The sequence below is a fragment of the Bilophila sp. genome (assembly GCF_057864385.1).
The window spans coordinates 19,895-44,528 of record NZ_DBMAFI010000023.1 but is presented as its reverse complement, the minus strand read 5'-3'; the positions used below and the strand labels follow the sequence as shown (position 1 = coordinate 44,528).

Genomic DNA, 24,634 nt, shown 5'->3' with positions numbered 1-24,634 from the left:
ACCTATTCAGTGAAATAAATGATTTGTGAGCCGCCGGTTTCAAATTCGAAAGGGACATACAGATAGTGCTTGAGGGCGTCTTTTACGGCCTGCTGTTTGTCCGGTTCCACGAAAAGCAGAAAAAAGCCTCCGCCCCCAGCCCCAAGCAGCTTCCCGCCAATGGCCCCAGCCTGCCGTGCCCGATCATAAATTTCATCAATGCGATCTGACGTTATCCGGCTGGAGAGGCTCCTTTTGAACATCCACGCCTCATGCAGCATTTCCCCAAAATGGCGGATGTCTGTTTCAGAGCTTAAGATATCGAGGGCATCATGAACCATGGAATATATTTTGCGTAGTTCGGCAGTCCGGTTGTCAATATTCTTGATTTGCACTTGGGCCACTTCGGATGCCGAGCGCGAAAAACCCGTAAAAAACAGCATCAGGTGGTTATTCAGCAGCTTTTTTCTTGCTTTTGAAATGATTACTGGCCGAACGCTTATTTCGTCGTCCCGTTCAAATTGTATGACGTTGAGCCCGCCAAAGGCAGCGGCCACCTGATCTTGAGAGCCGACATGCTCCGCAAGGACATTCTGTTCAAAGCGAATGGCTTCTTTTGCAAGCCACATAGGAGTTACACGCCTTCCCATGAGCGCCTCCATGGAATGGAGCAGCCCAACTAAAAATGCCGAACTGGAGCCCAGTCCTGAACGGGCAGGCAGATCTGCGTCCGTATGCAGCTCTATGCCCTTTTCTGGGTTATAGGCTGACAGAACCGCATTGATGGAAGGATGAATGATTTCGTACGGCGATCGAACATCTTCCAGTTTGGAATAGACCACACGATGTTTATGTGGAAAAAACGGAGGAAGCCAACGGCAGGTGACATATGTATATTTATTGATTGTGGTAGATAAGACGGCGCCGCCATGTGTATGATACCATGAGGGATAATCCGTTCCCCCTCCAAAAAAAGAGACTCTAAACGGCGTTTTTGAAATGATCATTTGCTGGCTCCCTCGTCTATGCGATACTGCTGTAAGGTAACCTGTTGGTCATGGCCTTCTACAATATTACAATGCTTTTCCCCTGACGGAAAACATTCTTTATAAATATTGCGTAATATGGTTGCTGCAGTATTGATATCAGGGTTAGCCCATTGGCAGTTTCTTATTCCCAAATGGTCAGCAACATGCTGTGGTATATCTTCCATTGTATATGGAATGGGAAAAACTTTACTGCCGCGCATAAAATCCATATTGCCGGACCACCCTGTAGCAACGACATAAAGCCCTTTGCTCATCGCTTCATACAGGGTGGAGCCAAAACCCTCTGAACGGTGGAGTGACAAATAAACGTCATGAGTACTGTACAAGGCTTCAAGCTGTGTCTCATCAAGCCATTCGGACAGAATATGGAGATGGGGAATTTCTTTTTCCAACGCTTGCAGTTGCTGCATGGCAGCAGGCGAGGCCTGTGGGGAAAGGATTTTTATCGTCAGTTCCGCCTCATCTGGCGAAAACGCCAAAGAGAAGGCTTTGATGGCGGCTTCTGGATTTTTCCTTTCCATGCTTGATGCAAGATCAAAGATAAAAAGGCACCGTAATTTTCCTGAAGCGCCATACTGTCTGACTTCAGGACTTTTTTGCGACAGATGGCCTATGGGAGGAACCACACGCACAGGTTTGTCTGTATATTGAGAAATAATCTTCTGTGTAAAAGTGCTCGGAACTTCGATTTCATCCACTATCTCCAGACAGTACTTCCAGACTGGCGGCAAAGCAGGCAATTCCCATGCCCAGTAAGCAATAATATATTTATTTTTAACGAATTTACGTCCAAGGTGCAGCAAGGCAAGAAGGAAATGAGGCGGGTTCAGATGGATAATAACGGTTGCCGGAGCAGAGTCGTCCCTCATCTCCCTTAAAGCCAGAACTGCCGGGCAGTGCTTCCTGATCGGCTGGCACGTTGCCGCCGTGGTATCTCCACAAATAGGGTTTTTCTCTTTTATTTCCAATTGTTCACAATAACGCTCAGCAGAGCGGCTAATTCCGCCGCCACTGGAAAAATTTCCCATGATGATCAGGCGCCCCGGTCGTTCTTTGATTTTTGATCTGGATTGCCGGGAGGTTAGCATAAGGTATTTGACTAAAATCTTTGATGTGAAATTGCGAATGAAGTTGGGGCTTTTTCTCCATACATAACGCAGCATGATATCCTCTATTATAAAACATGTCTTATCATTGCATTGATACTTATTAGTTTGTCTGCATCATGCCTTGAGATTATGTTGATATTATAAGCCGGAAGGGCCAAGAAAGTATATTCGAAGTTGAACGATTTTCATAAATAGATAACTGCATATTATTTTGAAATTATAAAATATTTATAAAAAGCCTGCTCGGCAGAGCTGAACAGGCCTTTTGTTATGGCGTCAAGCTGGGAACATTTGTTCCGAAGTAGGCATCGAACAGGCTTTAGCGCTTCTCAAGGGGTAGCGCCAGGTTTAAGCTGTATCGAAAGATGCGGGCATGCGTGGAGGCTCTGGCGACGCTCCGTAGGGGCATCGGTACGGGCGATCCCGCATTGCTGGCGCTGGCTGCGAGTCGTTGGCGGCTTCCCTTTGTGCAAGGCATCAGGTAAGCCAAATTATACAAAATATATTTTTTACGTCAATGAATATATATTTTAATACATAACGAGTTCCGTTTTTTCCTGAATGTATGCTTTTCATACGGAATTTTAAGTATGGAGAGCATAATGGCCCCTAAAACGGCAAAGCCTGTCATGGTGCAGTTCAGCTCTATCATTTCGGAAAAACGGAAGCTCTTGAAGATGAGCCAAGAGGAGTTGGCGGAGCGGGTGGGCATTTCACAGGAATCCCTATCCCGCATGGAGAAAGGTGTCATCGCCCCTCGGTTTGAACGGTTGCAGCTTTTTGCCGAGGCGCTGGAGTGTTCCATAGCCGACTTGTTCCGCGGGGAAGACGAAGCGGGGGAATGGGCGCATACAATAGAAAGGCTACTCTCGCCGCTGCCTCGGCAAGCCCAAGAAGAAATCGTGGGGATCGTCGCGACGGTCGCACGGCTGACCGCGCCCCGCTGAATGGCGGGCCGATGGAGTTTACGGAATGGCTCCACGTAGGCCCTTCATCTGTGCACGCACCCGTGGGAAGCCTGTTTCCTTCCTGCAGGAAGGGACAACGGCTTTTGCGGGTGCCGCCGTGTGTGGACACAAAGAGCCGGAGTTGTAATGATGTTACCCTAATATTTTGTTTTTATGGAAGAATTAATTTAGTAAAAACGGGGAACTTCCCCCATCCTGAATCGCCCGTCAAGGGCGGTTTTTTTGCCCGAAGCTTGACAAAGCGGCTGCTGTATACAAAAATAGAAAAAAGTTCTAAATAAAAGAACAAAAGAGGTCGCCATGAAAACGATTGTCCGCTTCGGCCCGGAGGGGGCCGTGGAGCACGTCGAGGGCATCGCCCCCAATCCGCTTTCCGGGAATCCGGTAACGCACACGTGGCGTTGCTTCGTCCATCCGTCCGGCAAGCTGATCGCGGGCATCTGGAGCTGCGAAGGCGGAACCTTCGAGATCATGTCCCATCCGAGCACTGAGATGTGCACCATCCTCGAAGGCGAGGCCGTCATCGAACATGAGGACGGCTCGCAGGTAACCGTGGCCCCCGGCGACAGTTTCGTGATTCCCTATGGGGCGCACACGATCTGGCACGTCGAGGGGTACGTCAGGAAATCGTTCACCTGTCATTTTATGGAAAACGACGGACCCGCCGCCTGAGGCCGTCCGCCTTCACCGCAAACCAAAGTGGAGAAGCGTATGCAACCGACTCCCGTCGCCGTCGTTACCGGAGGCAGCCGAGGCATCGGCAAGGCCGTTGCGCATGAACTAGCGTCGCTGGGCTATCGGGTTCAGCTTGTCGCCCGCAATCGTGGGAACCTTGAGGCCGCGAAGGAAGAACTCGTCCGCGCGCACGCCCTCGAAGGCGAAACTGTTCCCGGCATCTACGCCGCCGACGTGTCTGATGTCGCCGCCATCCGCACGGTGGTCAGGGATATCCTTGGGGACTGCGGGCGGATCGATTTCCTGTTCAACGGGGCTGGGATCAGCATTCCGGGGACTTTCGATCTGGACGCCGCCACGTTCACGCGGCTGTTCGAGGTCAACCTGCGGGCGCCATTCGTGTTCATGCAGGAAATCGTGCCGATTATGGAACGGCAGGGCGGTGGCCATATCGTCAACGTGGCCTCGCGCAACGGCAAGGTCGCCGTGGCCAACCTTGGCGGCTATTCGGCCTCCAAGTTCGGGCTGGTCGGGCTCGGCGAATCCGCGTTCCGCGACCTCTCCGCCAAGGGCATCGCGATCACGACTCTGTGCCCCGGCTGGGTGAATACCGATATGGCCGCGGGCGAAGGGGCGTCGCTGGCTCCTGAAGAGATGATCCAGCCTGAGGACATTGCCGTCACCGTCCGCTGGCTGCTGTCCCTGCGCCGCCCCGTCCGGGTCATGGACGTGCTGCTGGAATGCGCAAAAGACGTGGAGCGGCGCGGCAGCGTCGAGATCGCCAAATTGTACGCGCTGCGCGAGCGTCACCGGGAAGAATACGACAGCCTGACGTTGTAGGAGTATCGGCATGAAGGCGCTTATCGAGAATATTCAGCACTATTGCCTGCATGACGGCCCCGGCATGCGGACGACGGTCTTTTTCAAGGGCTGTCCGCTGCGCTGCCTGTGGTGCTCCAACCCGACGACGCAGCGTATGCCGAAGGAACTGCTGCAAAAGGCCGACGACTGTCTCGGCTGCGGCCTTTGTGCCCGGGTGTGTCCGAAGGGGGCCGTGGCCTTTGAACCGGGGAAGGCGCCGGTCATCGACCGGGAGCTGTGCGACGACTGCGGCCTTTGTGCCCGCGAATGTCCCGGAAAGGCGCTGGTCATGGCCGGGAACGAATATACCGTTGAAGAGGTCTTCGAGATCCTCAAGGGCGACATGTTGTTCTACCGCAACTCCGGGGGCGGTGTGACCTTTTCCGGCGGGGAGGTTCTGTCGCAGTCCGCATTCGCCGTGGAACTGGCGGAACGCTGTCGGAGGCTCGGCATCAACACGGCGATGGAAACGTCGGGGTTTGCGCCGTACGAACGCCTGCTGGCCCTTGCCGACGTGATGGATCACATCTTTTTTGACGTGAAGCACCTCGACGACGAGGCGCACAGGCGGCTTACAGGTCAACCCAATGCGCTGATTCTGGACAACATCCGGCGTCTGGGCCGCGAAAAGGGCGGAAACGTACGCATCCATCTGCGCCTTCCGCTCATTCCCGGCCTGAATGACGCCCCAGAACATCTCGATCGGTACGGCGCGTTCGCAGCCGGGCTTGAGGGCATCGCCGATCTGGAGTTGCTGCCCTACCACCGCCTCGGCAAGAACAAATATGACATGCTCGGGCGCGGTTATGCTCTGGGCGATGTCCCCCCCCCCGCCCGGGACGCCGTCGCCGCCGCCGTCAACCGCGTCCGGGAGCACGCGGGTCATGTGAAGGTGTTGTGCGTTGCCTGATCGGCAGCTCTTGAAATGAAAGGAGAATGATGATGTCTCTCACCAAGGAAGCCCGTCTCGAACGGATCATGCGCCTCAAGAAGCAGTTCTTTTCCCACAAGCCGAGCGTCTGCATCGAGGGCGCTCTGACCGCGACCCGCGTGTTTCAGGAAACCGAAAGTGAGCCGATGGTCATCCGCCGGGCCAAGGTCTTCAAGCGGCATTGCGAAACCAAGACCATCACTATCCAGCCGGACGAGCTCATCGTCGGCAACGCCGGGGCCGTGGCGCGCAGCATCCATGTGAATCCTGAGCTCTCGAACAATTGGTTCTACAACGAATTGGATACGATGAGCACACGCCCGCAGGATCCCTACCAGATCACGGAAGAACAGAAGCGGCTCTATCGTGAGGAAATCTATCCCTACTGGAAGGGCAAGACGCTCCGGGATTTCTGGGACGCGCGCGCCCCGAAGGATGTCCATGAGCTGTTCTCCGTCGGCGGCATCTGCGACAACGACGTGAAGATCGAGTGTACCCCCGGCGACATGGTTCCGGCCCTTCATCAGCTCGTCCTGCCCCTCGGCTTCGACGGGATCAAGCGCAAGGCCGCCGAAAACCTCGCCGGGCTGGACTTCAACGACATCGAGAACTTTTCAAAGCGTGATTTTTGGCAGGCCGTGATCATCTGCTGCGAAGGGTTCAGCCTTTTGTGCGAACGCCACGCCCAAAAGGCCCGCGAACTCATGGAAGGGGCCGACGACGCCCGCCGCCGTGACCTCGAACGCATCGCCGCCGTGTGTGGCCGGATCGCCCACAATCCCCCGGATACGCTGCACGAAGCCTTGCAGCTCACCTATTTCATCTTCGTCGGCCTCTTTATCGAAGGCAACGCGGGCGGCTATTCGCCGGGCCTGCTCGATCAGTATCTGATCCCCTATTACCGCAGGGATCGGGAACGCGGCCTGAGCGATGAGGATGCCCTTGAAGTCATCGAAAGCCTGTGGGTGAAGTTCGGCGAGCAGATTTGGTACTGGAACGAGCCCGCCGCGAAGCACTACTCAGGTTTCTGCGCCTTCCAGAACATTGCGCTGGGCGGCCTTGATACCTATGGCCGCGACGCCGTCAACGAACTGAGCTACCTCATGCTGCAGGCGAGCATCGACGTACAGATGGTTCAGCCCTCGCTGTCCGTGCGTCTGAGCAAGAAGAATCCTGAGGAGTTTTTCCTCAAGATTGCCGAGCTGGTGCAGACCGGATCCGGTTTCCCGGCCATCTTCAGCGACGAGGTCGGCTACAAGATGCTGCTTAAGAAGGGCATCCCCGCCCACCTTGCCCGCGACTGGGCGCCTATCGGGTGCGTGGAGGCGCAGCTTGCCGGACGCCATTACCAGTGGAGTTCGGCCGGGCACTACAACCTCGGCAGCGTGGTGGAGTTCGCCTTGACCAACGGCGTACACCTCAAGAGCGGCAAGAAGCTCGGCGCGGACACCGGGGACGCCTCGACGTTCACGACTTATGAGCAGTTCGAGGAGGCCGTATACAAGCAATTGCGTTTCCTGCTGCACCAGTTCTCCGTGTCTCAGAACCTGTTGGAACAGCTGCACTACGAATACCTGCCAAATCCCGTGGCCTCCATGCTGCTCACCGGCTGCATCGAAAAGGGCCGCGACCTTACCCACGGCGGGGCCGAGTTCAACACCGGCCCCGGCATGAACGGCAACGGCCTTGCGGACTTCGTGGATTCCGTGACGGCGGTGCGGAAGATCGTATTCGAGGACAAGCGCATTTCAATGGCCGATCTTGTCGCTGCGGTCAGGGCCGACTTTGAGGGCTGCGAGCACATCCGCCGTATGCTCATCGAGGACGCGCCCAAGTGGGGCAACAACAACGACGAGGCCGACATCAACATGACGAAGCTGTTTGACGCCATCATCAAGGAAATCGGCACCTACCGCGGCAAGCTCGGCAATCCCAAGCTGCCCGCGCTGTACCCCGTCTCGTCGAACGTGCCGCAGGGCCTGTCCGTCGCCGCCCTGCCTTCGGGACGCAAGGCAGGCAAGCCTCTTGCGGACGGCTGCTCGCCCTCGCAGGGCATGGACAGGCTCGGCCCAACCGCGATCCTCCAGTCGCTCGGCAAGCTGCCCCACGATTGCATCGACGGCGGGACGCTCCTGAACATCAAGCTGACCCCCGCCGTGGTCGCCGGGGAAGAAGGCAAGCGGCGCCTGTCCGCCTTCCTGAAGACCTTCCTCGACCTCGACGTGTTCCATATTCAGTTCAATGTGGTCAGCCATGAGGTTTTGCGCTGCGCGCAGCGGGCCCCTGAGGACTACAAGAGCCTGCTCGTCCGCGTCGCGGGCTACAGCGCCTATTTCGTCGAGCTGAGCCGCGAGATTCAGGAAGACATCCTGAGCCGCACGGCCCATGAACTTTAGCCAATCCGGCCGCGCCTCCGTGCGGGGGTGCGGCCTTGCAAAGCGAGGTATCCCGTGTTGTTCGTCCGTCTGCTCGCCCTTGTCGTGGCCGTGGCGCTGACTATACCCGGCCTTGCCCCCGCGTCGCCCGTCACCCTGCGGACGGCGTGGCTTTCCGAATACGAAGCCTTCGCCGCATGGTATGCACATGAACGGAAGTGGGATGTGGAGAACGGCGTTTCGCTGGAATGCAATGTGTTTCCCACTGGGAAAAATCTGGTGGACAACATGCGGCGCTCCGGGTGCGTGATCGGCGCGTGCGGCGGGGCCGCCGCCGTGTTCGGCATCCTCAGCGGGCAGGTTTCCGTCATTGGGGTGGCTGCGGACGAGACTGCGGCGAACGCCGTTTATGTGCGCTCGGACAGCCCCTTGCTGAAGCTGAAGGGTGAGAACCCCGGCTATCCCGAACTCTACGGCAGCGCCGCGGCCATGCAGGGAAAGACCGTGCTCGCGCCCATGGGAACCAGCGCGCACCAGTTGCTGTATTTTTGGCTGGAACGGCTCGGCACGAGCGATGCGGAGTCCATCGTCATAGACACGAAGCCGGAGGAGGCGCTCAAGGCGTTCACCGGCGGTATGGGCGACGCGGTCGTACTGTGGGCCCCGGACACCTACAAGGCCGACGCCCTTGGGTTGCGGCGGCTGGTCTCCGGGCGGGAATGCGGCATCACCCAGCCTATCCTGCTCATCGCCGACCGTAAGTTCGCGGAGGCGAACCCCGCGCAGGTCGAAGCCTTTATGAAGGCGTATCTTAGGGCCGTAGACGCAATCCTCGCCATGCCGGAGGACGAACTCGTCCCGCTGTACCGGAGGTTCATGGAGACGTTCTCCGGGCAGCCGGTTTCCGAAGCGGTCGCTCTTGGTGATCTGGACACGCACCGGTTTCTGGCGGCGGACGAACAGCGGAAGCTGTTCCGAAGCCGTGCCGAGGGCGGACTGCTCCACTTCTGGATTGAGGACGTGATCCGCTTCCACGAGGCGACGGGCGCGTTGAGCCGCCGTCAGGTCCGTGAACTGGAGCGGACGCCGTTTGTGACGTCCCGGTTCCTCGAAGGGGCCGCCGTGCAGTGAGCCCATGCCGCCCGGAATGTTCCGGGCGAAGGAGATGTCCCATGTTTCCGCGGATCGAGTTTCTCAGGCAGCAGTTTTTCCTGAACCGCCCCTCTGTGTGTCTGGAGGCGGCGCTGGCGAAGACCCGGGTTTTCCGGGAGACGGAAGGCGAGGCGCTGATCCTGCGGCGCGCCAAGAGTTTCCGGGAGACATGCCGCACCAAGACGATCACCATCCAGCCGCAGGAGCTGATTGTCGGCAATGCGGGCGCGAAGGCCCGGCAGGCCTGCATCACGCCCGAGCTGTCGAACAACTGGTTCGTGCTTGAGCTGGAGACCATGCGGGATCGCCCGCAGGATCCCTACGACATCACTGAGGAGCAGAAGGCGCAGTACCGCGAGATCATCCATCCCTACTGGGTGGGCAAGTCGCTCCGAGACATCTGGGAAAAGCAGGTGCCCGAAGATACGATGGCGATCATCCGTATCGGCGGGGTGGTGGACTGCGGTGTCAAGGTGGAGTCCACGCCTTCGGAACTGACCCCGAATTTTCGGGATCACCTGTTCGTGAAGGGGTACTCCGGGATCAGGCGCGAAGCCGAGGCCGCGCTTGCCGCGTTGGATCTCACCGACGTGCGCAACCTTGAGCGCCGCGACTTCTGGCGGGCCGCCGCCATCACCTGCGAAGGCATGGAGACGCTGGCGGCGCGGTACGCCGAAAAGGCCGGGGAGCTGGCCGCCGCCGAAGCCGATCCCGTCCGGGCGTCTGAATTGCGGGACATCGCCGAAACCTGCCGCCGCCTCGCCGTGGGCGCGCCCGCCACTTTCCGGGACGCGATCCAGCAGGTCTATTTCACCCTATGCGGCCTGTTCATCGAGGGGAACGGCGGCGGCTATTCCATAGGCCGCCTTGATCAGTATCTCTATCCTTTCTTTTTGAGGGACAAGGCGGAGGGCCTTCTTACCGACGACGCGGCGCAGGAGTTGCTTGAATGCTTTTGGATCAAGCTTGGCGAGCAGCTTTGGTATCAGACGGACGAGAGCGCGCGGGACTATGCGGGGTACTGCCCCTTCCACAACCTGTGCGTCGGCGGTGTGGATGTGAACGGCAACGATGCCGTGAATCCGCTTTCTTATATGATGTTGGACGCGACCATCCATGTACGGATGGCGCAGCCTTCGCTGTCCGTGCGCCTCAGCCGCAAGAATCCTGAAGAGTTTTTCCATAAGGTTGCGGAGTGCGTGCAGACCGGTACGGGCTTTCCCGCCATCCACAGCGACGATGTGGGCACCATGATGGTCATGCGCAAGGGGGTACCCTCGCGGGCGGCCCGTGACTGGGCCCTGCACGGCTGCGTCGAACCGGACATTCCGGGCATGACCTCCCAGTGGACTTCGGGCGGGCACTACAATCTGGCCTCCGCCATTGAGTTCGCCCTGACCCGCGGCGTTCACCTCAAGACGGGCGAACAGGTCGGCCTGCGGACCCCGGATCCGGTCACTTTCCAGACTTTCGACGATTTCCGGGAGGCGGTGTACGGCCAGCTTGGGCACATCATCCGGCATTTCTCGCTGGTGATGAGCCTGTTCGAGCGGCTGCATCTGGAACATCTTCCCTTGCCGCTGGCCTCCCTCGTCACGCTGGACTGCGTGGAGAAGGGCAGGCACCTCATGCAGGGCGGGGCGCGGTACAACTGGGGGCCGGGCATGAACGCCAACGGGTTTGGGGACTTCATCGATTCGATGGCCGCCGTCCAAAAGCTGGTGTTCCGCGAGGGCAGGCTGCCCATGTCCCGGCTGGTCGAGGCGATCCGGGCCAATTTCGAGGGATACGAGGCAGTCCGCCGTATGCTTGTCGAGGACGCGCCCAAGTGGGGCAACGACGATGACGACGCCGACGTTTTCGCCGGGGAATTGACGGACTTTCTGTCCCAGACCTTCGGCGGGACGCGCGGCCTGCTCGGTAACCCCCGGATGATGACGATCATCCCGATTACCTCGAACATCCCGCAGGGGGCGAGCGTGAGCGCTCTGCCTTCGGGGCGGTTGGCGGGCTTTCCGCTCGCGGACGGCATTTCCGCCTGTCAGGGCCGCGACAGGAACGGCCCCACGGCCCTCATCAAGTCCATGTCCAAGTTCCCGCATGTGGATTATGACGGCGGGCTCCTGCTCAACGTGCGGTTCACGCCGAGCACCGTGGAGGGCGAGCAGGGCCGATTCCGGCTTGTCTCCTTCCTGCGGAGCTTTTTGGATTTGGATCTCTTCCACATCCAGTTCAACATCGTAGGGCAGGAGGTGCTGCGCTGCGCCCAGAAGCATCCTGACGAATACCGGTCGCTCCTCGTGCGCGTGGCGGGATACAGCGCGTATTTCGTCGAATTGAGCAAGGAAATGCAGGAGGACATCATCAGCCGCATTCCGCACGAGCTTTAGCGCACGGCGCGAACCCGCGTCCCTGAGGAGCCCTCACGCTGTCGGCGCGGGGGCTCCTCGCGTGCCCGGAGGCATTCACGGAGGCAAAGCCGAAAGACGGAACGGGGCGGCGGTATGTCGTCGGGTGATGTCCTCCGAAGGGCCGGCAAAGGGCGGGAGGGCGTTCGCGCGCGTTTGGTTCGTGTCTTTTCCCCAAGGCCGAGACGTGCTCGTCGGCGCATCCTTTTGCGGTTCAGCACCCATGAAGCAGGCACGGTCGCCGGAGGGTTCCCGATGGTGCGGAGTCCGAAAGCCTGCCTGCCTGCCCCTCTCCCTGTCCGGTTCCTCCCCTTTACGTCGCCGCAGCTTTCCTGCCCCATGCCTTTTGCGTGCCGTCGACGCATCCCGGATGCTTCGGTCTGGCATTCTCCCGTACCCTACGGCCCAAAGAAGGAGGGTATGGCAGAGGTGCGTGGAAAAAAGGATGCCATGCCGCCCTATTGAGAGCTTTTTCACATTTTCTTGTCACTTCTCTTGACACGGTATTTTGTGAAGCGTATGTTCATAAAAAAAGAACATAGTTGCTTAAAATAAAATATAGGCTCTCGAATACCCCGGACGCGGCTTCAGCCGTTCCACTTCGGCGAGGCGCAACGCTCTGTCTTCCACAACCGGCGTCATGGGATTTCATGTGTGATGGAAACGATCCGCCGCAGGACGTTTTTCATACTTACGGATCAGCAGGCTGGCCGGTTCAATCGGCCTGAACGCATCACTCAACGCCCCAATGAGGAGAAACCGGATGAAGCTTTTCAAGAGTACCTGTCGAGCACTCGGTGTTTGTGCGCTTTCGTTCAGTATGTTCCTCGGCTCCGCCGCGGCCGCTCCCAAGGAGGTCAAGCTCCTCTTCCCCGAACCCTACAGCTCCGCTTCCACCTACGCCGAAGGGCAGGCCGTAGGCATCTATTACGGCGCGCTTGATTTCAATATGCAGAACCATCCCGCCCTGCGCGGGAAGTACAAGATGCGCTGGGTAGGCGACGTGGTGAAGTCGCCCGCCGACGCCCTGAATGCGGTGGCGACCGGCGCCGGTCAGTTCACCTATACCCTGCCGCAGTTCATTGAGCAGTTTGACCCCGACTGGCGGCTGGTCACGGCTCCCGGCGTATTCGAGAATTTCGAGCATTTCCTGCGGACGATGGAAACCCCGGCATGGAAGGCGAAGCAGGAAGAGCTTGAAAAGACCAAGGGCTTCAAGATTCTGAAGTGGACGAACTCCATCGGCAACTTCTGGCTTTGGACGAAGACCGGCCCCGCCGACTCACTCGCCGCCCTTAAGGGGCAGAAGATTCGCTACGCGGGCCAGAAGTCCTATTCCAACGCGTTCGACGCCCTCGGCCTCGTGGGTGTGGCCCTGCCGTATACCGAAGTCGTGTCCGCGCTCCAGACGAACATGATCGAGGGCCTGACCAACGATATTTTCGGTTACACCTACTATGACCTGCCCCGCCTGACCAAGTACATGTTCCCCATCCCCTTCGGCTTGTGCCCGCAGGCCCTCGTGGTCAACGCCAAGTGGTGGAACGGGCTGCCCAAGGCCGAACGCGAAGCCATCGAATTCACCATCGCCTGCACGGATGTGCACCAGTATTTTGAAAAGCGTCAGCTCGAAATCCTCAAGTGGTGGGATGAAAACCCGGATACCGTCCTGGTCAAGCTGACCCCCGAAGCCCGCGCCGAATGGGAAGCCGTCCTGAAGTCGTCCACCGAAGCGTTTGTCAAGGATCTCAATCCCGCCCTCCTCGAAGCCGTCAGCAGCACGGCCTCCAAGAAGTAGCCTCCTGTCCGGGGCGGCTCCTTCCGCCCCGGACGGATCCACCTCAACGGCAAAGGGGAAACGTCATGGAAACGCCTTCGATCCTTCTGCGGCTGAAGCGGCGCTGGGTTGAACTTTGGGGCATCGTCTTCTTTATCGGCGTCGGCATCAATTTTGCGGAAGTCATCTGCCGTTCGGTGTTCCACTTCTCCATCGACCTGATGTACGACATCCCGATTTGGCTCACCATTTGGTCCGTCATGATGCTGGCGGGGCCCATTCTGCCTGACGGCGATCACGTTTCGGTGGACATGGTGCGTGAGCATCTGCACGGCCTTCCGCGCAAGGTGTGCGAAATCGTCAACTGTCTCGCCACCATCGCCTTCGGCGCCGTCATCACATGGGGCGGCGTGGTGTTCACCTTGCAGTGCTATGAGTTCAACATGAACATCATCCGCTGCATTTCCGTACCGCGTTGGCTTGTCGAAAGCTGCATACCCATCGGCATGTTCCTGTTCACGATCTTCGCCGTATACCAGCTTGTGACCGTCGTCAGGACGAACTACGCCAAGGCGGACAGTCAGGCAGACGAATAGCCGTCGCACTCACGCGGATTCGCCATGATTCCGGCTTAACTTCAGGAGTACGGGATGGAACTCTTCGATTATCTGGCCCTGGCGTCCATTGTCTTTCTGTTCCTGCTGGGTTCGCCGCTCGCCGTGACGTTCAGCATCGGCTCGATAGCGATCATGATCCACACCATGGGATTTCCGCTGGGCAACGTCTCGCAGGTCTTTTTCACCACCATCAGCAGCTATCCGATGCTGGCGATGCCGTTCTTCATTCTGGCGGGCAACCTGATCCTTGCCAGTGGAGGCATGGGTTACCTGCGCGACTTCATGAACCGGCTGGTCGGGCATCTCCCCGGCGGTATGGCTGTGGCTATCTGCATCTTCGCGGCCTTCCTCGGATCGATTTCCGGTTCTGCGACGGCCTGTTTGGCGATCATCGGGACGATCTTCGTGCCTATGATGGCCGATTCGGGCTACTCGCGGGCATTCGCCGCAGGGCTCGCCGTGACTTCAGCCGGGCTTGGGGCTGTCATCCCGCCCAGCGTGTTTATGATTGTGTTTGGGGCGAGCAACCGCGTTTCCGTCGCCGACCTCTTTGCGGCTGGCGTGGGCCCCGGCCTGCTGGCTGCGTTCCTGATGTGCCTGACGTCCATCTGGATTTCCAAGAAGCGCGGCTATCAGAGCGGCGTCAGGGCCACGTTCGCTCAGCGGGTGGAGTCCTTCAAGAAGGCGTTCCCTATCATCCTCATGCCCCTGATCGTGCTCGGCGGCATCTACTCCGGCATTTTCAGCCCGACACAGGCCGCATCCGTGGCGTGCGCCTATTCGCTGTTCCTCGGCGTCGTCATCTATCGCGGCGTCAACTGGAAGGTGTTCATGGATGCGCTGGTGGAAACCGTGCGCCTGAGCAGCATGATTTATTTTCTGGTCATCGGCGGCGATCTGTTCGGACGCGTGCTCGGCTACGTCGGGCTGCCGCAGATGATCTGCGAATGGGTCATCGGCATGGAACTGGGGCCTGTAACCTTCCTGTTCGCCGTGCAGGGCCTGCTGTTGGTCATGGGCTTTTTCTTCTCCAGCTTCCCGATGGTGGTCATCGTGTTGCCGCTGTTCCTCCCCAGCGTCAACGCGCTCGGCATCGACCCCGCCCTGTACGGCGCGCTTGCCGTGTTCTGTTCCATCATCGGGGAAGTGACGCCTCCGATGGGGCCGCAGCTCTGGATTGCGGCCCCGATCTGCAAGGTCAAGATCGGGCTCATCATGCGCGAGGCATGGCTGTTCCTTGGCGTGCAGGTGCTGACGCTCGCTCTGGTGACGCTGTTCCCGCAGATTTCCCTGTTCCTCGTCGAAGCGATGCGCTGATCGCCTGATGCCTCCAGACAAAGGCTCCCGGCCTCACAGTTCGTGGGGCCGGGAGCCTTTGTCTTCGGGCATGCGCGAAGCTAGTCGAAATGGTAGAACTTTATATACTCCACGATGTCGTGGGCGGTTTCCTGAAGTGGCACCAGCATGTCTTCGATGAGGGAGTCAATGGGGCCGTACTGCGTGCGTGTGGCGCTGATGGCATATTTGATCCGTCCGTCTCCAGAGAGGAGCGGAACGGCGAGGCCCTTGAGCGGCAGGTACAGTTCGCCGTCCATGATCGCGTAGCCCCGTTCCCTGACTTCCTGCAGCTCGGCGCGCAGCCGCTCTTCCGTGGTGCAGGTTTTTTCGGTGAAGCCCTCCATCGGCGTCCGCTGGATGTAGGTGGCGAGGGCTGCTTCCGGCAGGTGGGCAAGGATGGCCTTGCCGAGGGCGGAACAGTAGGCCGGAACCGTCCGTCCGACGCTGTACTGGGCGTATTCAAAGTTCGCACTCTGGACTTCGTAGACGATCTCCTTGCCGTTCCACTTGCCCAGATTGCAGATGCCGTCCTTGCAGTTGCGCTTGGCCAGCTCGTCGAGGAACCGGGAGACGATGTGGCGGAATTCCATGCGGGGGACGATGCCGTTCCCCATTTTGGAGACCTTGTCGGTCAGAATATAGTTGTTGTGCTGGTCCTGCTCGACGTACCCGTGCAGCCGCAGCGTATTCAGGAAGCGGTAGCTTGCGCTTTTTTGGATACCCATCAGTTTGGCGATGCTGGTTACGGAGACGACCTTGTGCTCAACAAGGTACTCCAAAAGCTGCAAGCCCTTCTCGAACGTCTGAACCAGAGCCGTGCTGTTTCGTGCCATCGTTTTGTCCGTTGATTTAAGGTCGCGTGGATGGGGCTGTTCTGCGTGGGCGCTCCCCATTCGGCAAGGCGGCGAGCCCTCCGCGGCGGAAACGGGAATCCGGCCTGATGAACATCTCTTCTCTTCTCTTCTCTTCTCTTCTCTTCTTCCTAAGGCGGCCCGGCCTTCATCTGAAAGTCCCGCCTCCCTCGCGGGGCCGCTGCTTTTCCTGCTCGGCACACCGCTGCTTGTACGGCCTTTGCCCGTCCTGCCTGCAAGAAGGAAGTTACCTTTTTTTGCCGCGTTTTTATACGCTTTTTTTACCTTCTGAAATCGTTTCACAAAACGGCGTCTGTGCAGGGTGCTGTGGAGGGAAGGAGCGGGGGAGCCTTTTTTCCGGCTTGTATAGTTTGCTGCGTTCCGGGCGAAGGCGCAGCGCTTTGCCCACAGCCGTGGGCGGCGGTTTTCGAGAGAAGAGGGGAGGGGCCCGGCAAAGGAGGTGCGGCGGATGCCTTTCCGTAGGCCTGCACTGAACGGAAAAGAAAAGGCTCTGTCATGGTATGTGGCTGTTTCATCTCCACAGCACGGTAAAAAATACAGCCTCTTCCTCCAGCTTTCCCCTTGGCGGAATGCATAGCTAAGGTATTTTGCCGATTATTCCTTTGGAACTTCAAGGGAAAAAGCATCAACCATTTTCTATGACATAGCCAAAGAAAAAAGGGTTTATCCCCACTTGAGGGTAAACCCTTGTAATCTCTGGAGCCAGCACGCGGATTTGAACCGTGGACCTACTGATTACGAATCAGTTGCTCTACCAGCTGAGCTATGCTGGCGCATTGACCTGTGGTCGATACAGGGGGAATCAATAGCTTGTCCCCGTTTTAAAGTCAAGCCCTTTTTCTTTTGGGGGAACAAAAGGTTGGGGGAGAATTGGCGGTACCCACGGCGGCAGGGGCGCAGGCGGGCCGTAAAGGGGGATTGTGACAAACGGGTTACGGGTGTTTGAAGGGGCGATCAGGGCTTGATTCTCCACAGGTCTGTCCGTATCCTGTGCGCTGTTTTCCAAGCCGTTTCAAACCTGTATTTGCGTGGTCAGGACTTTTCATGACGGATCTTTCTTTTTTTGAACAGGCGATTTCGTTTGTTCTGCATATCGATCAGCACCTTTTTGCGCTTGTCGCGGAATATGGGGTATTGCTGTATCTTTTTCTGTTTATCGTCGTGTTCTGTGAAACCGGCCTTGTGGTGACGCCGTTCCTGCCGGGGGACTCGCTGCTGTTCGCGGCGGGAACCGTGGCCGGGGCCGGACATCTCAGTTATCCTGTGTGTATGCTTATCCTGCTGGCTGCGGCGGTCCTTGGGGATGCCGTGAACTATGAAATCGGCCGGCATGTGGGGCCAAGCATATTCAGCCGGGAGACACGGTTTCTGAACAAGGAGCACTTGCTCAAGGCCCATGCATTTTACGAACGGCACGGCGGCAAGGCCATCATCTTGGCCCGGTTCATCCCCATCGTGCGTACTTTTGCGCCGTTTGTGGCGGGGATCGCGCTCATGTCCCCGGTCAAGTTCCTGTCCTTCAACATCACCGGGGCCGTCCTCTGGGTGGTGGGGCTGGTTTCCGCCGGGTACTTCCTTGGCAACATACCGATTGTAAAGAATAATTTTAGTGTCGTCATTTACGGCATCATCATCGTTTCGGTTCTGCCGGTGGTTATCGAGTTCATACGGGCAAAAATCAAGAAATAACATATAATGTAAGGAGGCTCTATGCTGCGTACTCCTGTAGCTGAAGCTCTCGGTGCGGCGTCCGCCGTGCCTGAAATCCGTATCGGCGGCTGGGTCAGAACCCGCCGTGATGCCAAAGGCTTTTCGTTCCTCGAACTCAACGATGGTTCCTGCCTCGGCAATATCCAGTGTATTGTCGATGAAGGCACCGCCGCATGGGAGAAGCTGGAAGGCGTCAACACGGGCGCGTGCGTCGCCGTTACGGGCGAACTCGTCGAGTCGCCCGGCAAGGGGCAGAAATGGGAAGTGCGGGCCAAGGACATGACCGTGTTCGGCCTTGCCGATCCTGAAACCTTCCCGCTCCAGAAAAAGCGCCATTCCGACGAATTCCTGCGCACTATCGCGCATTTGCGTTCCCGTACCAACAAATACGGGGCGGCCTTCCGCATCCGTGCCGAAGCCGCGCACGCCGTGCACGACTTTTTCTATCAGAACGGGTTTTATTATGTGCATACGCCCATCCTGACGGGATCCGACTGCGAAGGTGCGGGCGAAATGTTCCGGGTGACGACCCTGCCCCCGAACGCCCCCGCAAAGCCCGGCGAAAACCCCTATGCGCAGGACTTTTTCGGCAAGGAATGCAGCTTGACCGTTTCCGGCCAGCTTGAGGCCGAAGCGCTGGCCCTTGGCCTCGGCAAAGTCTACACGTTCGGCCCGACCTTCCGTGCCGAAAATTCCAATACCCCGCGCCATGCCGCAGAATTTTGGATGATTGAGCCGGAAGTGGCCTTTACGGATATCAACGACAACATGGATCTGGCAGAGGGCTTGACCTGTTTTGTGATCAACCGGGTTCTCGAACGCCGTGCCGACGATATCGATTTGTTCGATCGCTTTGTGGACAAGGGGCTGGTGGATCGCCTCAAAGGTATGGTGGCGCAGCCCTTTGCGCGCTGTTCCTACCGTGAGGCCATCGACATCCTGAAAGCGAGCGGGAAGCATTTTGAGTACCCCGCCAAGTTTGGCCTCGATTTGCAGACCGAGCACGAGCGTTTCCTTGCCGAGGAGTATTTCAAGCGCCCGGTGGCGGTGTATGATTATCCCAAGGGGATCAAGGCGTTCTACATGCGCCAGAACGACGACCATGAGACTGTGGCCGCGATGGATGTGCTGGTGCCCCGCATCGGTGAGCTCATCGGAGGCAGCCAGCGCGAGGAGCGCCTTGACGTGCTCGAAAACCGTATCCGCGAGATGAATCAGGATCCCGCCGGCTATTGGTGGTATCTGGATCTGCGCCGTTTCGGATCGGTTCCGCATTCCGGTTTCGGGATGGGCTTCGAGCGCCTCGTCATGATGCTTACCGGCATTTCCAACATCCGCGACGTGCTTCCGTTCCCCCGCACGCCCGGCTCGTTGGAGTTCTAGGCGGAGATGATGGAATGATATTGGGGAGGGGGGAGGGAACCTTTCCTCAGAAAGGTTCCCTCCCCCCTCCCCAAACCCCACCCCTCTCCCTCCAAAGACTTTTGACTGGTGGGGAGGCGGCGCGGAGGGAGTTCGTTCCGGCGGAGGGTAGTGACGGGGATTGTCTGTTTTGGGGAAGGGCTGTTTCAGGGAAGGTATTTTTTTGCGTTTTTTGGGGGCTGTGTCATAGAAAACGTTCGATGTTTTCTTTCTTGAAATTCCAAAGAAATAGCCGGTAAAATGCCCCAATCATGGAGTCCATCGGCGGCAAAATGGGGGAAAGGCTTTCTTTTCTTCAAATATCGCGCAGATAAAACAACAAGATGCTATAACAGAGCCTTGTTTTTAAGGGAAAAGATAGGGGGTACAGGCCGTGAGAGGAATGGACTCCTTTTGCGTCCCCTCCCCATTTGTCGAAGTTTTTACCGGAGTGGGCCGGGGAAGGGGGCTTTTTGCAGAAGCCCCTGTCAGATATGGTTGTTTCATCTCTACAGTATACTGGAAATACAGTCTTTTTCTCCGGTTTCTCCCTTGGCGGGATCCACGGCTAAGGCATTTTATCGGTTAATCCTTTGGAACTTCAAGGAAAAAAGCATCGACCGTTTTCTATAACATAGCCAAAAAGATATGCCGCGGCATGAAAATGGGGTCGTCGATATGTCTTGGAAAAGGAAAACGCTTCAGTGTCCGGTGGGGATCGGACAGTGAAGCGTTTTTTAGGTATCCGGGGCGGCGCATAGGGGGGAAAGGCTGTGCAGTGGAAAGGCCGCGCTGGAATCTCCAAAGTACGGCAGGGGGCGCCGTGAGGCCCTTTAGTTGTCGAACTTGACGGACTGGAGGGCTTTTTTGATGTCGGCCTCGTATTTCCCGGCGTCCTTCTTCAGGAACATGGCGTTTGCAATCACGCCCTTGTCCCCATTGGGGTAGGCCCATGTCATGTTGATGAGTTCCGGGCGGTCATCCTGGGCGGGGATGGTCATCTGGGCGGCGAGGGCGGCGACGCCGCCATTCTCGGCCTTGCCGCATGTGGCTTCGGCTTTGCCTGTACCAAGCTGGCTTTCCAGTTTGCCGATGAGTTCCTCACAGCGCTTTTCCGTTTGTGCGGCATCTTGCTTGAGGAAGGCTTCTTGTGTGAGGGGATCGGGGTTTCTGATGATGCTGAGTTTAAGGAAATCATCCGTAGGGCCTTGTGCCAGAAGCAGGATTTCAGGGCCATTCTCTTGGGAGAGTTGTTTCAGGATGCCCTTGGGAAGGACTTCCCAGCCGGAAGGGAGGCTGATGGTGACGTTTCCCGCTTTATGGGAAAGGAAATTGTCGGCTTGGGCTTGGATGCCGATGCCAAGGGAGAGGGCTCCCGCTACGAGCAGCGTATAACCGAATCGCATGTTTTTTTCCTCCATCCGTAGAGATTGGGCAGCATTCTTTTTTCAAGGCGTATACCCGCCGGCGGAGGATTGAAAATGATAAATAGCGACATGGACAGAAAGTATTGCTGAGCCTATAGTTGAGGATGGAGGTATAACTATGAACGGAAAACGTAATATCCTTTTTGTAGATAAAGACGCGTACCCCTCTCTTGAAGAGCCGGAACTTTTCGATACGCTTGCGACGGGTGCGGGGAGCATCCGCGTGGAGCGCATCGTATCCAACGGGCAGGTCACTCCCGAAGGGGAATGGTACGATCAGGATCTGGACGAGTGGGTTGTGGTGCTTGAGGGCGAAGCCCGCCTGCACTACATGGACGGCGAGGAAGTGGGTCTGAAGAAAGGGGATTCGCTGTTTCTGCCGAAGCGCAGGAAGCATCGGGTGGTTTACACCAGCTCCCCGTGCATCTGGCTGGCTATCCACGCGAATCTGCTGGCCCCGCAGTCGATCATTGCCGACGCGATCTGAGGCGTCGGCCTGCGGCGGGTTTCGGTGCCGAAGAGGGAATTCTTCATAGGGAAGGATTCCTTTTTTTGCGCCGCGCATTGGGCATAAAAAAAGGGTTTGCTGTGAAGCAAACCCTTAAGCTCTGAATGGTCGGGATGGCGCGATTTGAACGCGCGGTCTCTGCGTCCCGAACGCAGCGCTCTACCAGACTGAGCCACATCCCGTGAAGAAGCCCTTCTTAGCCCGAACCAAAACGAAAGACAAGCATTTTTTTGGCCCTTGTGGAAAAAAGGAAAGGGGTTGTTTTGATAAAATATGTATAGACAATAGGTTATACGAAAAATCAAGGATGGGGCTTTTCTTGACCCTTTGACCCGCCTCATGTAGAGGATGCGTGAAAGAGAAGGTCCTGAGACAGCCTTCGGGAGTCCTGACGGGCCGCCCGGACAAGCCGCTGAAGGCTTTTTCGCAAGAATCTGTGCTGAAGGACGGGCGGAACCGTGAATGGCTGATGTGCGGCGATTCCGTTCTGGGACGCGCGTCCTTCCATACAAGGATACGGAGGCAGTCGGGAAGAATGGCCGGACAGGACAATATCATTGAGTTGAGGGGCGTGGACAAATCTTTTGAGGACACTCGCGCGCTTGAGGGCATTGATCTGAGCATCAGCAACGGCGAGTTTCTGACCCTCCTTGGGCCTTCCGGCTGCGGCAAGACGACCATCCTGCGGATCCTTTCGGGCTTCGAGACCCCGGATCGGGGAGACGTGTCCATCGCCGGGCAGCGGATGAACGGCGTCCCGCCGGAGCGCCGCCAGGTCAATACCGTGTTTCAGAATTACGCGCTGTTCCCGCATATGACCGTGCGCGACAACGTGGCCTTCGGGCTTCGGATGCAGTCCTGCCCGAAAAGCGAGATTGAGGGCAGGGTGCTGGAAGCCCTGCGCATGGTGCACCTCGAACAGTACGCGGATCGCCGCCCGCACCAGCTTTCCGGCGGCCAGCAGCAGCGTGTGGCCATTGCCCGCGCCGTGGTCAACAAGCCGCTGGTGCTGCTCCTCGACGAGCCGTTCAGCGCCCTCGACTACAAGCTGCGGCGCGCCATGCAGCTTGAGATCAAACGCCTCCAGCGACGCCTCGGCATCACCTTCGTGTTCGTGACCCACGATCAGGAAGAGGCTTTTGCCATGTCCGACCGCGTTGTGGTCATGAATCAGGGCCGCATCGAACAGATCGGCACGCCTCAGGAAATCTACGAGGAACCGGCCAACCTGTACGTCGCCCGCTTCGTCGGGGAGATCAACATCCTGCCCGCGCGGATCATGTCCGTGCCCGGCGAGGGCATCTATATCGCGGACATCAGCGGCCGCCGCTTCACCCTGCGCACGTCGCGTTCGTTCGCGGCGGGGGATCGGGTGAACGTGCTTTTGCGGCCTGAGGACATCCGCATCTATGCGCATGACGACGAGCGCCCCGAAGGGCCGTACCTCACCGGACGCATTGAGGAAACCGTCTATAAGGGGGCTACCGTGGACATTTCCATCGCCCTCGACTGCGGCGAGATCCTTTCCGTCGCCGAGTTCTTCAATGAGGACGACGCGGAAATCAGCTACAACCGCGGGGAGCGCGTTGCCGTGACTTGGGTTGACGGCTGGGAAGTGGTGTTGCCGTATGAAGCAGACTAGGGCCTTTTTCAACCGCTTTTCCATCGGCGTCACGGCGCTGTGGCTGATGCTGTTCGCGCTGCTGCCGAATATCGGCCTTCTGGTGGTGACGGTGCTGACGCGCGGCGAGCAGGATTTCGTATTGCCGCAGTTCACCCTGGACAACTATTTGCGCCTGCTCGATCCCACGTTCCTGAAAATCCTGTGGGAATCCTTATGGCTGGCCTTCATGAGCACGCTGGCGTGCCTGCTGGTGGGCTATCCGTTCGCCTACCGGATCGCCCGTGCCGGAGCCAGGCTGAAGCCGTGGCTGCTCCTGCTGGTCATCATTCCGTTCTGGACGAATTCGCTTATCCGTACCTATGCGCTCATCCTGATCCTCAAGGCCAACGGGCTCATCAGCACGCTGCTGGTGTGGCTTGGGGTTACGGAACGGCCCGTGTCCTTCATGTACGGCGATTTCGCGGTGTTTATGGGCATCCTGTATACGTTCCTGCCGTTCATGGTCTTGCCGCTGTACGCATCCATCGAAAAGCTGGACAGCCGCCTGCTTGACGCGGCGCGGGATCTGGGGGCCAACGGCTTCCAGTCATTCTGGCACGTCACGCTCCCGCTGACCCTGCCCGGCATCATCGCGGGTTCGATGCTCGTCTTCCTGCCTTCGCTTGGGGCGTTCTACATCCCTGAAATCCTCGGCGGGGCCAAGAGCATGCTCATCGGCAACTTCATCAAGAACCAGTTCATGGTGGCCCGCGACTGGCCGCTCGGCGCGGCGGCGAGCACCATTTTGACGTTGCTGCTGGCCCTGCTCATCGTGGTATATCGGATGGCCAACCGCAAGGCCGCCTCGCGCGACCGCATGGATGAGGTGGCGTGATGATGCGGAAACTCGGCAAACTGTGGCTGTGGATCGTCTACGCGTTCCTGTTCCTGCCCATCTTTGTGGTGATCGTTTATTCCTTCAACGCCGCGAAATACACCTCGAACTGGAAGGGCTTCACGCTCAAGTGGTACGGCCAGCTTTTCGGCAACGCCGCGTTGATCGACGCAGTGGTGAATACGCTTTCCGTTGCGGCGTTGGCGGCTTCGCTGGCGACGCTGCTCGGCGTCCTCGCCGCGCTGTGCCTCAAACGCACCGAATTTCCGGGCCGCCAGCTTCTGCACGCCTCCCTGTATGTCCTGACCGTCTCGCCGGAGATGGTCATGGGGATTTCTCTGCTCATTTTTTTCATCAGCGTGAAGCTGCCGCTTGGGTTTGTCTCCATGCTCATCGCCCATACGACGCTCGGCCTGCCGTTCGTGGCGTTGACCGTGCTGGCGCGTCTGGCCGAGTTCGACGAGCATCTGGTGGAGGCGGCCCGCGATCTTGGGGCGACTGAGGCGCAGGCGTTCCGCTATGTGATCCTGCCGGTGATCATGCCCGCCGTGGTCGCGGGGTGGCTCTTGGCGTTCACGCTGTCGATGGACGACGTGCTGATCAGCTTTTTCGTGGCCGGGCCGACGTTTGAGGTGCTGCCCCTGCGCATCTACTCGATGGTGCGGCTCGGCGTGAAGCCGGACGTCAACGCGCTTTCCGCCATCATGTTCTGCGTCACCATCGCCCTCGTCGTGCTGGCCTTCTGCCTCTCGCGGCCTAGGAAAAGTTTGAGGAAGCGGGGTTGATGGGGAAGTAAAAGGGGAAGATTGGGGAAGGGAGGGAAAACTTTTCTGAAGAAAAGCTTTTCCCTCCCTTCCCCAAACCCCATCCCTCCCTTTCCAAAGACTTTTGTGTTTATTGAATCCCTGTTTGAAAAATACGGTGGACATGCGGGCCGTGCGGCGGGAGTTCCGTTGCGCAGCCTGTTTTCTTTTCTCGG

21 protein-coding genes and 2 tRNA genes are annotated in these 24,634 nt (G+C 58.0%); 16 read left to right on the top strand and 7 right to left on the bottom strand.

All coding sequences use genetic code 11. The features are described from left to right. Positions 1 to 2: 2 nt before the first annotated feature. A complete protein-coding gene (locus tag ACZM8Y_RS09305; RefSeq protein ID WP_479858326.1) occupies positions 3 to 986 on the bottom strand; it encodes a GHMP family kinase ATP-binding protein in 984 nt (327 codons plus the stop codon). Beyond that, positions 983 to 2,191, bottom strand: a complete 1,209-nt coding sequence (locus tag ACZM8Y_RS09300) for a glycosyltransferase (RefSeq protein ID WP_482330922.1) — start codon at positions 2,189 to 2,191, stop codon at positions 983 to 985. The genes ACZM8Y_RS09305 and ACZM8Y_RS09300 overlap by 4 nt, the downstream gene beginning before the upstream one ends. A 548-nt stretch (positions 2,192 to 2,739) precedes the next feature. On the opposite strand from ACZM8Y_RS09300, the gene ACZM8Y_RS09295 reads away from it, so the two are divergent. From ACZM8Y_RS09295 to ACZM8Y_RS09265, 7 genes are all read left to right on the top strand, one after another. Continuing rightward, the gene (locus ACZM8Y_RS09295) at positions 2,740 to 3,084 is read left to right on the top strand and encodes a helix-turn-helix domain-containing protein (protein WP_302552059.1); all 345 of its coding nucleotides are present in this window, start codon (positions 2,740 to 2,742) and stop codon (positions 3,082 to 3,084) included. Positions 3,085 to 3,405: 321 nt separating this feature from the next. Beyond that, entirely contained in the window at positions 3,406 to 3,777 is a 372-nt protein-coding gene (locus ACZM8Y_RS09290; protein WP_479858328.1) for a cupin domain-containing protein, read from the top strand. A 39-nt stretch (positions 3,778 to 3,816) separates the two neighbouring features. Next, the gene (locus ACZM8Y_RS09285) at positions 3,817 to 4,620 is read left to right on the top strand and encodes an SDR family oxidoreductase (protein ID WP_337430612.1); all 804 of its coding nucleotides are present in this window, start codon (positions 3,817 to 3,819) and stop codon (positions 4,618 to 4,620) included. A 10-nt stretch (positions 4,621 to 4,630) separates the two neighbouring features. After that, on the top strand, positions 4,631 to 5,551 hold the full coding sequence (locus ACZM8Y_RS09280) for a glycyl-radical enzyme activating protein (protein ID WP_479858330.1): 921 nt from the start codon (positions 4,631 to 4,633) through the stop codon (positions 5,549 to 5,551). A 26-nt stretch (positions 5,552 to 5,577) separates the two neighbouring features. Continuing rightward, entirely contained in the window at positions 5,578 to 7,968 is a 2,391-nt protein-coding gene (locus ACZM8Y_RS09275) for a glycyl radical protein (protein WP_489501713.1), read from the top strand. A 54-nt stretch (positions 7,969 to 8,022) separates the two neighbouring features. Then, entirely contained in the window at positions 8,023 to 9,078 is a 1,056-nt protein-coding gene (locus ACZM8Y_RS09270) for an ABC transporter substrate-binding protein (protein ID WP_479858332.1), read from the top strand. Between the two features lie 41 nt (positions 9,079 to 9,119). After that, complete coding sequence (locus tag ACZM8Y_RS09265; protein ID WP_302552053.1) at positions 9,120 to 11,489, top strand: glycyl radical protein; 2,370 nt, start codon at positions 9,120 to 9,122, stop codon at positions 11,487 to 11,489. Here the strand turns inward: ACZM8Y_RS09265 and ACZM8Y_RS09260 are convergent. Further along, positions 11,486 to 11,872, bottom strand: coding sequence for a hypothetical protein (locus tag ACZM8Y_RS09260; protein ID WP_482330941.1), 387 nt, complete (start codon positions 11,870 to 11,872; stop codon positions 11,486 to 11,488). The two genes, ACZM8Y_RS09265 and ACZM8Y_RS09260, sit on opposite strands and share 4 nt — an antisense overlap. A 398-nt stretch (positions 11,873 to 12,270) precedes the next feature. Here ACZM8Y_RS09260 and ACZM8Y_RS09255 point away from each other — a divergent pair, with 398 nt between their 5' ends. The 3 genes from ACZM8Y_RS09255 to ACZM8Y_RS09245 all read left to right on the top strand — a co-directional run bounded on the left by ACZM8Y_RS09255 (position 12,271) and on the right by ACZM8Y_RS09245 (position 15,218). Then, positions 12,271 to 13,305, top strand: a complete 1,035-nt coding sequence (locus tag ACZM8Y_RS09255; RefSeq protein WP_302552051.1) for a TRAP transporter substrate-binding protein — start codon at positions 12,271 to 12,273, stop codon at positions 13,303 to 13,305. 65 nt (positions 13,306 to 13,370) lie between these two features. Then, positions 13,371 to 13,880, top strand: coding sequence for a TRAP transporter small permease (locus tag ACZM8Y_RS09250; protein ID WP_302552050.1), 510 nt, complete (start codon positions 13,371 to 13,373; stop codon positions 13,878 to 13,880). 54 nt (positions 13,881 to 13,934) lie between these two features. Continuing rightward, on the top strand, positions 13,935 to 15,218 hold the full coding sequence (locus ACZM8Y_RS09245; RefSeq protein ID WP_302552049.1) for a TRAP transporter large permease: 1,284 nt from the start codon (positions 13,935 to 13,937) through the stop codon (positions 15,216 to 15,218). A gap of 80 nt (positions 15,219 to 15,298) precedes the next feature. On the opposite strand, the gene ACZM8Y_RS09240 is transcribed toward ACZM8Y_RS09245, so the two are convergent. Further along, positions 15,299 to 16,072, bottom strand: a complete 774-nt coding sequence (locus tag ACZM8Y_RS09240; protein WP_308770594.1) for an IclR family transcriptional regulator — start codon at positions 16,070 to 16,072, stop codon at positions 15,299 to 15,301. Between the two features lie 736 nt (positions 16,073 to 16,808). Then, positions 16,809 to 16,884 (bottom strand) — tRNA-Thr (locus ACZM8Y_RS09235). Between the two features lie 271 nt (positions 16,885 to 17,155). Between ACZM8Y_RS09235 and ACZM8Y_RS09230 the strand changes: the two genes are divergently transcribed. Then, positions 17,156 to 17,800, top strand: coding sequence for a DedA family protein (locus tag ACZM8Y_RS09230; RefSeq protein ID WP_302552047.1), 645 nt, complete (start codon positions 17,156 to 17,158; stop codon positions 17,798 to 17,800). Between the two features lie 21 nt (positions 17,801 to 17,821). Next, positions 17,822 to 19,204: an asparagine--tRNA ligase gene (asnS, locus tag ACZM8Y_RS09225; protein ID WP_308770592.1), complete on the top strand. Its 1,383-nt coding sequence runs from the start codon at positions 17,822 to 17,824 to the stop codon at positions 19,202 to 19,204. A gap of 851 nt (positions 19,205 to 20,055) precedes the next feature. Here asnS and ACZM8Y_RS09220 read toward each other — a convergent pair. Further along, positions 20,056 to 20,628, bottom strand: a complete 573-nt coding sequence (locus ACZM8Y_RS09220) for a hypothetical protein (RefSeq protein WP_482331747.1) — start codon at positions 20,626 to 20,628, stop codon at positions 20,056 to 20,058. Between the two features lie 139 nt (positions 20,629 to 20,767). On the opposite strand from ACZM8Y_RS09220, the gene ACZM8Y_RS09215 reads away from it, so the two are divergent. Then, positions 20,768 to 21,136, top strand: a complete 369-nt coding sequence (locus ACZM8Y_RS09215; RefSeq protein ID WP_482331752.1) for a cupin domain-containing protein — start codon at positions 20,768 to 20,770, stop codon at positions 21,134 to 21,136. A 126-nt stretch (positions 21,137 to 21,262) separates the two neighbouring features. Here ACZM8Y_RS09215 and ACZM8Y_RS09210 read toward each other — a convergent pair. Then, positions 21,263 to 21,339 (bottom strand) — tRNA-Pro (locus ACZM8Y_RS09210). Positions 21,340 to 21,692: 353 nt separating this feature from the next. Here ACZM8Y_RS09210 and potA point away from each other — a divergent pair. Genes potA through potC form a run of 3 tightly spaced genes read left to right on the top strand, consistent with a single transcriptional unit; the run spans position 21,693 to position 24,440 of the window. Beyond that, on the top strand, positions 21,693 to 22,799 hold the full coding sequence (gene potA / locus ACZM8Y_RS09205; RefSeq protein WP_479859588.1) for a spermidine/putrescine ABC transporter ATP-binding protein PotA: 1,107 nt from the start codon (positions 21,693 to 21,695) through the stop codon (positions 22,797 to 22,799). After that, on the top strand, positions 22,786 to 23,655 hold the full coding sequence (locus tag ACZM8Y_RS09200; protein ID WP_302553078.1) for an ABC transporter permease: 870 nt from the start codon (positions 22,786 to 22,788) through the stop codon (positions 23,653 to 23,655). Before potA ends, ACZM8Y_RS09200 begins: the two co-directional genes overlap by 14 nt. Then, the gene (gene potC / locus ACZM8Y_RS09195) at positions 23,655 to 24,440 is read left to right on the top strand and encodes a spermidine/putrescine ABC transporter permease PotC (RefSeq protein ID WP_302553077.1); all 786 of its coding nucleotides are present in this window, start codon (positions 23,655 to 23,657) and stop codon (positions 24,438 to 24,440) included. Before ACZM8Y_RS09200 ends, potC begins: the two co-directional genes overlap by 1 nt. Positions 24,441 to 24,634: the final 194 nt, after the last annotated feature.